The sequence below is a fragment of the Mangrovibacterium sp. genome (assembly GCF_059905295.1).
Genome location: NZ_JBZQJF010000037.1, coordinates 1 through 8,746 on the forward strand (window position 1 = coordinate 1; position 8,746 = coordinate 8,746).

Annotated in this window: 7 protein-coding genes; 3 read left to right on the plus strand and 4 right to left on the minus strand. The window is 42.5% G+C overall.

Translation table 11 applies throughout. From position 1 onward, the window contains the following. Positions 1–906: diphosphate--fructose-6-phosphate 1-phosphotransferase (locus tag AC37HE_RS02305; RefSeq protein ID WP_500781159.1), on the minus strand; the 906-nt coding region annotated here is incomplete at its 3' end. Positions 907–1,156: 250 nt separating this feature from the next. Here AC37HE_RS02305 and AC37HE_RS02310 point away from each other — a divergent pair. Continuing rightward, positions 1,157–1,438 carry a YciI family protein gene (locus tag AC37HE_RS02310; protein ID WP_500781160.1) on the plus strand — a complete coding sequence of 94 codons (282 nt, stop codon included), beginning with the start codon at positions 1,157–1,159 and terminating at the stop codon, positions 1,436–1,438. 121 nt (positions 1,439–1,559) lie between these two features. Here AC37HE_RS02310 and fabD read toward each other — a convergent pair whose 3' ends face one another. The 3 genes from fabD to AC37HE_RS02325 all read right to left on the minus strand — a co-directional run bounded on the left by fabD (position 1,560) and on the right by AC37HE_RS02325 (position 4,634). Next, positions 1,560–2,450, minus strand: coding sequence for an ACP S-malonyltransferase (gene fabD / locus AC37HE_RS02315; protein WP_500781161.1), 891 nt, complete (start codon positions 2,448–2,450; stop codon positions 1,560–1,562). Between the two features lie 196 nt (positions 2,451–2,646). Next, positions 2,647–3,663 (minus strand): ornithine carbamoyltransferase, encoded by a 1,017-nt coding sequence (gene argF, locus AC37HE_RS02320; protein ID WP_500781162.1) that lies wholly within the window; start codon positions 3,661–3,663, stop codon positions 2,647–2,649. Positions 3,664–3,677: 14 nt separating this feature from the next. Continuing rightward, positions 3,678–4,634 (minus strand): carbamate kinase, encoded by a 957-nt coding sequence (locus tag AC37HE_RS02325; RefSeq protein ID WP_500781163.1) that lies wholly within the window; start codon positions 4,632–4,634, stop codon positions 3,678–3,680. Positions 4,635–4,995: 361 nt separating this feature from the next. Between AC37HE_RS02325 and AC37HE_RS02330 the strand changes: the two genes are divergently transcribed. Both AC37HE_RS02330 and lolA1 read left to right on the plus strand, forming a co-directional pair. Continuing rightward, positions 4,996–7,455: an FtsK/SpoIIIE family DNA translocase gene (locus AC37HE_RS02330; protein WP_500781164.1), complete on the plus strand. Its 2,460-nt coding sequence runs from the start codon at positions 4,996–4,998 to the stop codon at positions 7,453–7,455. A gap of 18 nt (positions 7,456–7,473) precedes the next feature. Next, positions 7,474–8,124 (plus strand): outer membrane lipoprotein periplasmic chaperone LolA1, encoded by a 651-nt coding sequence (gene lolA1 / locus AC37HE_RS02335; protein ID WP_500781165.1) that lies wholly within the window; start codon positions 7,474–7,476, stop codon positions 8,122–8,124. Positions 8,125–8,746 lie beyond the last annotated feature (622 nt).

Sequence of the window (8,746 nt, forward strand, 5' to 3'; positions counted from 1 at the left end):
ACCGAAGTTTTCACCGTTTTCAGCACGTTTAGCGATGATGCCGGCCATGTAGTCAACGATTTCACCCAATGTTTGCTTTTTCTCAGCAACTTCTTCCGATACCAAAGTGATGTTCGGTTGAGTTTGCAAACCAGCTTCCAACCCGATGTGTGACGCTGAACGTCCCATCAGTTTGATGAAGTGCCAGTATTTTTTTGCTGAGTTAGCATCGCGCTGGATGTTACCAATCAATTCTGAATAAACTTTAACAGCTGTATCGAAACCGAATGAAGTTTCAATCATTTCGTTTTTCAAGTCACCATCGATTGTTTTTGGACAACCTACCACTTGTACTCCTGCGTTTTTAGCTGCATAGTATTCAGCCAACACACAAGCATTTGTGTTACTGTCATCACCACCGATGATCACCAAAGCTTTAATATTCAGTTTTTTCAGGATTTCCAAACCTTTGTCGAATTGTGCTTCTTCTTCCAGTTTGGTACGGCCTGAACCGATAATATCGAAACCACCTGTGTTACGATAACCTTCGAGGTAGTCAGCAGTGATTTCCATGTATTGGTGATCAACCAATCCTCCTGGGCCACCTAAGAAACCATACAGTTTGCTGTCGGCGTTCAGTTTTTTGATACCATCGAAGATACCTGAGATTACGTTGTGTCCACCCGGAGCCTGACCTCCTGAAAGGATTACACCAACATTAACAGGATCTACGCTTGTAGCAGCGTCTGTTGCCTCGAAAGTCAACAACGGCATGCCGTAAGTATTTGGGAATAATTCTTTGATTTCGGCCTGGTCGGCTACGGATTCAGTTTTGGCACCATCTACGATTTTCACAGCGCCTTTTAAAGATTTAGGTAGTTTAGGCTGGTATTGAGCCCTGGCTTTTTGTAATGCACTAATGGTCATCTGTTTTAATTTTTTGGAAAGATTTACTTTTTTCTGAAAATTCACCCCAAAAGTAACCTAAAAAGCTGGTATTCGTCATGTACTCAATTGACTATTTTCCGATTTAAAGTTAATTTAAACCGTTTTGAAATGGGTTTTTAATTGGGGCTTTGGCTGTTGTAATATGCAGCGGTGAAAAGTCTGTTGGTTTCAACAAAATAGGGCAGAAGCTCCCTTGCTTTTTGTATTTTAGTCGAAAAATAAATTGTACATGTTATTTCTGATTACCATCGAATATAAAGTGGAACTGGCACAGGTTGAACCTTATTTTGAGCCGCACATTGATTTTGTAAAGCGTTATGTTGAAAGCGGAAACTTTCTGTTAACCGGGAAGAAGATCCCGCGAACAGGAGGTGTTATACTGGCCAAAGTTGAAAGCCGCGAAGACCTGATGACTTTTTTGAAAGAAGATCCGTTTATGGAGTTTGACCTGGCCGACTTTGAAATCACCGGGATTCAATTGAGTCAGGTGTCGCCTGAGTTGCTGGGGTAGGGCTAAGAGCGTGGGGCATGGGGCGTAGAGCAAGGAGTTTGAAGAATTGCAGCTTCAATAAACGAAAAAAGGAACTGCAAGCTGTGCAATTCCTTTTCTGTATTTTGTCAAAAGTTGAAACTTATTCAGCTACGTAGCTGTCGATACCAGCTGTAGCAGCCTGGCGGTTCACTTTTTTGATCAATCCTTGTAATACTTTACCCGGGCCAATTTCAGTGAATGTAGTGGCTCCGTCTTGCAACATGTTTTCAACAGTTTGTGTCCATTTTACCGGTGCAGTCAACTGAGCAATCAGGTTTTCTTTGATCACAGCAGGATCAGAAACAGGCTGAGCGTTTACGTTTTGGTAAACCGGGCAAACAGGAGTGCTGATTGTTGTTGCTTCAATCGCAGCAGCCAACTCTTCGCGGGCCGGTTCCATCAGCGGTGAGTGGAAAGCACCACCAACAACCAATTTCAAAGCACGTTTTGCACCTTTCTCAGTCAGCACTTCACAGGCTTTGTCGATCCCTTCGATTGAACCGGAAATAACCAGCTGTCCCGGACAGTTGTAGTTGGCAGGAACAACAACTTCCTCGATTGAAGAACAAGCTTCTTCAACAGTTGCATCATCCAATCCTACAATGGCAGCCATCGTTGAAGCTTGCAATTCACAAGCTTTTTGCATGGCTTGTGCACGTTGCGAAACCAGTTTCAACCCATCTTCGAAAGTCAGGGCGCCGTTAGCAACCAATGCAGAGAATTCACCCAATGAGTGACCGGCAACCATTTCAGGTTTGAATTCTTTTTGGGTTTTCGCCAAAATTACCGAGTGCAGGAAGATTGCAGGTTGGGTAACTTTGGTTTGTTTTAAATCGTCAACGGTTCCTTCGAACATGATTTCAGTGATGTTGAAACCAAGAATTTCGTTGGCTTTATCAAATAATTCTTTGGCCAAAGGAGAGTTTTCGTAAAGGTCTTTTCCCATTCCCGGGAATTGCGCTCCCTGACCGGGGAATACAAATGCTTTCATAATGAAATATTTAAAAATTTTTCAGCGCACAAAGATAGCCGAATTTCCCTCCGGTGGTTTCCAAAATAGGGATAGATTGCTGAATTCCGGCATAATTTTGTTTATTAAGTCGACTATTGGACAAACATGTTCTAATTTTTGCGAAGCTTCACAGAACTCCTGCAAAGAACGTATCCTTGGTTTAAATTGGATGTTATCAGAATAAGGTCGCTACCATGATTGCTTTGATCGCATGGATCCGATTCTCGGCCTGATCAAATACAATGGAGGCATTACTCTCAAATACATCGTCGGTAACTTCCATTGCTGTAATTCCGAATTTTTCGAATATTTTCTGTCCGACTTTTGTTTCTGTATCGTGGAAGGCCGGCAGGCAATGTAAAAACTTGACATTCGGATTACCGGTGAGTTCAAGTACTTTTTGATTGACCTGGTATGGCTTCAATAATCGGATCCGTTCTTCCCAAACACTTTCCGGTTCTCCCATGGACACCCACACATCGGTATATAGAAAATCACAGTCTTTTACAGCTTGGGTAAGGTCTTCGGTGATCGTTAATTTTCCACCGGATTCTTTCACAAGTTCTTGGCATTGTGCAATCAATTTATCAGTTGGATGGAAACTTTTAGGTGCAGCAATCCGGAAGTCAAGCCCTAGTTTTGTGGCACCAACCATGAGGGAATTACCGACATTGTACCGGGCATCGCCTAAATAGCAAAGCTTAACTTCTGATAATGGTTTGTCGATGTATTCTTTAATGGTTAGCAGGTCTGCCAGGATTTGTGTTGGATGAGATTCGTTTGTAAGACCATTCCAAACAGGAACTCCGGCGTGTTTGGCAATTTCTTCAACGATCTCCTGTCCATAGCCGCGATATTGGATTGCATCAAACATACGACCTAATACCCGAGCGGTATCTTTCATGGACTCTTTGTGTCCAATTTGTGAGTCGTTAGGTCCCAGGTAGGTAACATGTGCACCCTGGTCATAAGCAGCTACCTCGAAGGCGCAACGGGTACGCGTCGATGTTTTCTCAAAAATGAGGGCAATTTTCTTTCCGTTGAGCTGCTGATTTTCAATACCCTTTTTTTTATCATGCTTAAATTTGGCCGATAGATCGAGTAAAAAATTGATTTCATCAGCAGAGAAATCAATAATCTTCAAAAAATGTCTGTTTTTAAGTAGATGTCTGTTTTCAAGATTAATTGTCATCGTGTTTATGTTTTTTAAGATTCATACTTCATTGTAATTTTAGAACCAAAAGATTTATCAGCTAGCTTTTTCGCTTCGGTGATAATTGTTTTACGACCACCTCGCTTCAGAAAATTAAGTGCAGCGATTATTTTGGGAGCCATACTACCTTCACCAAAAGTACCTTTTTCAAGGTGTTTTAGGGTATCCTCATAATTTAAAAATTCAAGTTTTTCCTGTGTTGGTTGTCCATAATCTTTATAAATGTAGGGGACATTTGTCAAGATATAAAACTCGTCAGCTCCAATTTCTGCTGCTAATAGCGACGAGGTCATATCTTTGTCTATTACGGCATCAACAGTGTGCAAGTTGTTATTTGCATCAAAATAAACCGGAATGCCTCCTCCTCCGGCAGTAATCACAATATTCCCTTCGCGAGCCAGTTTCCCGATTACATCTTTATTCAACAGGTCAATTGGGGTGGGAGACGAAACAACCCGCCTCCAGCCATCATGATTTTTGCCGCTTGGTTTAAATTGCCAGCCTTTCGTTGCCTCCAGCAAATCAGCTTCATCTTTTGTGTAGGTTTTTCCGATGCGCTTGGCCGGGTTTGCAAAAGCCGGATCATCGGGCGAAACTGTTACCATGCCGATCATCGAGATAATCGGTCGGGTAATTTGATGCTGGTTCAAAACATTACGCAAGATACGTTCAATCATATAGCCAATACCTCCTTGTGAGTCGGCAACGCAAATGTCTAAAGGCATTGGAGCAATGTTGTACAGTTGTTCGCCGGCGTCGTTCCGCATCAGGATATTGCCAATCTGAGGGCCGTTACCATGCGTAATCACCAGGTTATAACCCTCCTTGATCAGGAATACAATATTTTCGATGGTTTCAATCGTGTTGGCTTCCTGTTCTTCAATCGTGCCAATTTCATTGTCGCGTAGAAGCGCGTTGCCTCCTAATGCTATCACTGCGAGTTTATTCATAGGATACAGTGGGTTACCTTAATTTATACGATATAATACACTTATCGGTCTAAACAAACTTAAGGATTGCAATTGGTTAAAAAGCTGCTTTTTGTTTTGATTTGGTGGAGAAGCGGGATACTGCTAACCCCTTGTTTGGTTCTAAGAGTGCCAGTCTTCGCATTCTGAAAATACAGATGTGTGAAGATTCTGACACAGAGCATTTAGCTGCAGTATGCTAAGCGAGCTTAAAATCAATATGATTAATTTTCAATAATTTGCTGTTGATAAAATGAACCTGTAAAACATTTTTAGTTCTTCGGTTAGGCAAGAATATCGGTCCAAAATTCGTTAACTTTGCAATCGAATTTTACAAAATCTCATGGTAAAAAAGAAACAGACCAAAAACAAGAAAACCAAAACAGGTTTAACCTCCAAATTGAAAAGCCTGATTACAAATGAAAAATTTCGGTATACACTGGGATTTTTACTTTTTGTATTTGGTATCTATTTGTTAATTGCTTTCATCTCCTTTTTAATCTACGGAGCAGCCGATCAGAGTAAACTGGACATCTCCTGGCGGCAGCTGATTAAAAGTGCGGATATTAGGGTGCAAAATAAGGCCGGAAAAACAGGTGCTTATCTCAGCGAAGTCATTATAAACCGTGGTTTTGGACTTTCTTCTTTCTTGTTTGTCTATCTCATTATCATTAGCTCTTTCGAGGTTTTTAAACGTCCGTTGGTTAAATATAGACGGGCTTTTACCTTTAGTATCGTTTTGATTTTCTGGATTTCAATCTTTATGGGATTGATGCTTTCCGGCTTTGGTGCTACGAGCTCGATTTACCTGGGAGGCAGGTTCGGTTTGTTTATGGCTAATTGGTTGAGTTCGATGGTTGGTTTTATCGGAACATTCCTGCTGCTGCTATGTAGCTTGTTCCTCATCGTTTTGGCCGGAACCGACAAGTTTATTCCCTGGCTGAAAAAGATCTTTGCACGAAAGCAGGTTGAAGAGGAGGATGTTCCTGAAATGCGCGATGAAGATGTGAAAGTGGGCGAGTTGGTTGACCAGGACAGCAGTATCTCGAAGGTGATTACCGAGCACGATACCGTAGAGACTAATTTTGATCCGGATACCGGTGAAGTGTTTGACGATGACAACCTGGAGTTTGATCATAAAATAGATACCTCGGATGTCCAACAGGAGGTTGAGCGGCAAATGCACGGTGATGATCACGATAGCGAGCCACAATCGGAAGAAGATGAGGACGGGCTGGAAATGACCGTGGAAAAAATTCAAGAGGAAACGGATGAAGATTACCAGGCAGCTGTTGGTGATGAGCCTTATGATCCGACGCTGGACTTGTCGAATTATAAGTTTCCAACGGTTGATCTGCTGGACGACCATCCGGCAGGCAGCAACGAGGTTAGCAACGAGGAATTAATCTCGAACAAGAATAAGATTGTAGAAACACTACGACATTATAAAATTGAAATTACCAAAATCAGGGCGACTATCGGGCCGACGATTACACTATACGAGATTGTGCCTGCACCGGGGGTTCGTATTTCGAAGATTAAAAACCTGGAAGATGATATTGCCTTGAGTTTGGCGGCTTTGGGAATTCGGATCATTGCACCGATTCCGGGACGAGGGACAATTGGTATCGAAGTGCCGAACCAGAAGCCCGAGGTGGTCTCCATGCGCTCCATTGTTTCGTCGAAGAAATTTCAGGAGAGCAATGCCGAATTACCGGTTGTATTGGGTAAGACCATTTCAAACGAAACCTTCCTGATCGATTTAGCGAAGATGCCGCATATCTTGGTTGCCGGGGCTACCGGACAAGGTAAATCGGTTGGGCTGAATGCGATCATCACTTCTTTGTTGTATAAGAAACATCCGTCGCAATTGAAGCTGGTGATGATTGACCCGAAAAAGGTGGAGTTGAGCCTTTATTCAACGATTGAAAAGCACTTCCTCGCGAAGTTGCCTGATGACGAAGAGCCTATCATTACCGATATTCAGAAAGTGAAGAATGTTTTAAACTCTCTGAATATTGAGATGGATAACCGCTATGATTTACTGAAAAAAGCTCATGCCCGAAATATTAAAGAATATAACGCTAAATTTGCCGAGCGTCGGTTGAATCCGGAAAAGGGGCATCGTTTCTTACCCTACATTGTGGTTATTATCGATGAGTTTGCCGATTTGATTATGACAGCCGGTAAGGAAATTGAGTTGCCAATTGCCCGTATTGCTCAGTTGGCGCGTGCGGTGGGTATTCATATGATTATTGCAACGCAACGGCCGTCAACCAACATTATCACCGGTGTGATTAAAGCGAACTTCCCGACCCGTATTGCCTTTAAGGTGGCGTCGATGATTGATTCGCGCACCATTCTGGATACTCCGGGAGCCAACCAGTTGATTGGGAAAGGGGATATGTTGATTGCGATGGGCAGCAGCATGACACGCTTGCAGTGTGCTTTTGTTGATACCCCTGAAGTTGATCGTATTTGTGACTATATCTCGGGCCAGCAAGGTTATCCTACGGCCTTTATGTTACCGGAGTATGTTGGCGAAGGTGATGGCGGACCGATGGATACGGATTTGAGCAATCGCGACGAACTGTTTAATGATGCTGCTAAAATTGTGGTGATGAACCAAATGGGGTCTACATCCATGATTCAACGTAAATTCTCCATCGGTTATAACCGTGCGGGACGTATCATGGATCAGTTGGAGGCTGCCGGAATCGTTGGTCCCAGTGAGGGAAGTAAAGCCCGCCAGGTGATGATTCAGGATGAATATAGTTTGGAACAATTATTGAATAACATGTAAAAAAGAAATTGAAAGAATATGAAAAAACTTTTGTCCCTAGTTGGACTTGTCCTATTTGTTTTGTCAGCATCAGCGCAGGTTGATCAAAAGGCAAAATCTATTCTGGAGAACGTTACTAAAACAACGCAATCCTACAAAACAATCCAGGCTACTTTTGATTATATCATGGAGAATAAAGAAATGGATATCCATGAGGAAAACAAAGGGAATATTATCATGGAAGGTGATAAGTACCTGTTGAAACTGAAGGAACTGGGTCTCGAAATTTACTGTGATGGCAAAGACGTTTCCAGCTATATGAAAGATGCCAACGAGGTAACTATTTCGCCGATGGATGCAGAATCAGGTGAAGCAATGAACCCTTCAAAGATCTTCACGATTTATGAAAATGGTTTTAGCTATAAGTTTGTTGAAGAGCAAGCATTGAACGGTAAACAGAACTACGTAATTGACCTGTTTCCTGAAAACGATGATATTGAGTACACGAAGATTCGTATCTGGATTGATAAGGACCGGATGCTGATCAGTAAAGCCGAGATGTCGGGTGCTGACGGAAATACCTACATCATTGATGTCAAAGATATGAAAACCAATGTTGATGTTGCCGACAGTGTTTTCAATTTTGATAAAGCTGCCCATCCGGGAGTTGATGTTGTTGATTTGAGATAATTGCCAGAAAATAGATATGAAGAAAGGAGTCCTGAAGGGCTCCTTTTTTTTCTGAAAGTCTCTTCTTTAGATGTCTCAGTGAATGGTCTTTCACTTCTAATTTGTATAAGAAAGGTTATTTTGTATCGGACGGATTTTACTTTTTGGCTTGAACCCAAAAGTAGGCCAATTCCAAGAAGGAACCTTGGCGTATAAGTGTAAGCTCGAAGCGTCCCCGCCTAATGAAAAAAAGCGTTAAGAAACCAGTTGGAGCGTGCGTTAAAAAATTGGGCCTGTCCGACGAGTCCGGCCACTGCCGGAGGAGGAGTTTGAACAATTTTAGCACGCGGAAACTGGGTTTAGCTCTTTTTCATTCAGCGGCGGTCTTCTTTGTTAACTTTCTTCGACTGCAGGAAGAAAGTTAAAGCCAGTCCGGCTTGAGACAAACGATGGGGCGTTGCCCCAAACCCCACCTACTTTTTTGTCTTAACACCAAAAAGTAGGCAAAAAAAGTCAAGGCTGATTTTTATCTTCAGGTATCAGCTCCTGAAAGCTAAGTTCAGCCGGGTGATCTCCTTCTGTCGTCGGAGCTTCCCGGCTTCACTAAGCTTCCGGTTCGCTTCCTACCCTCGATAAAAAGTAG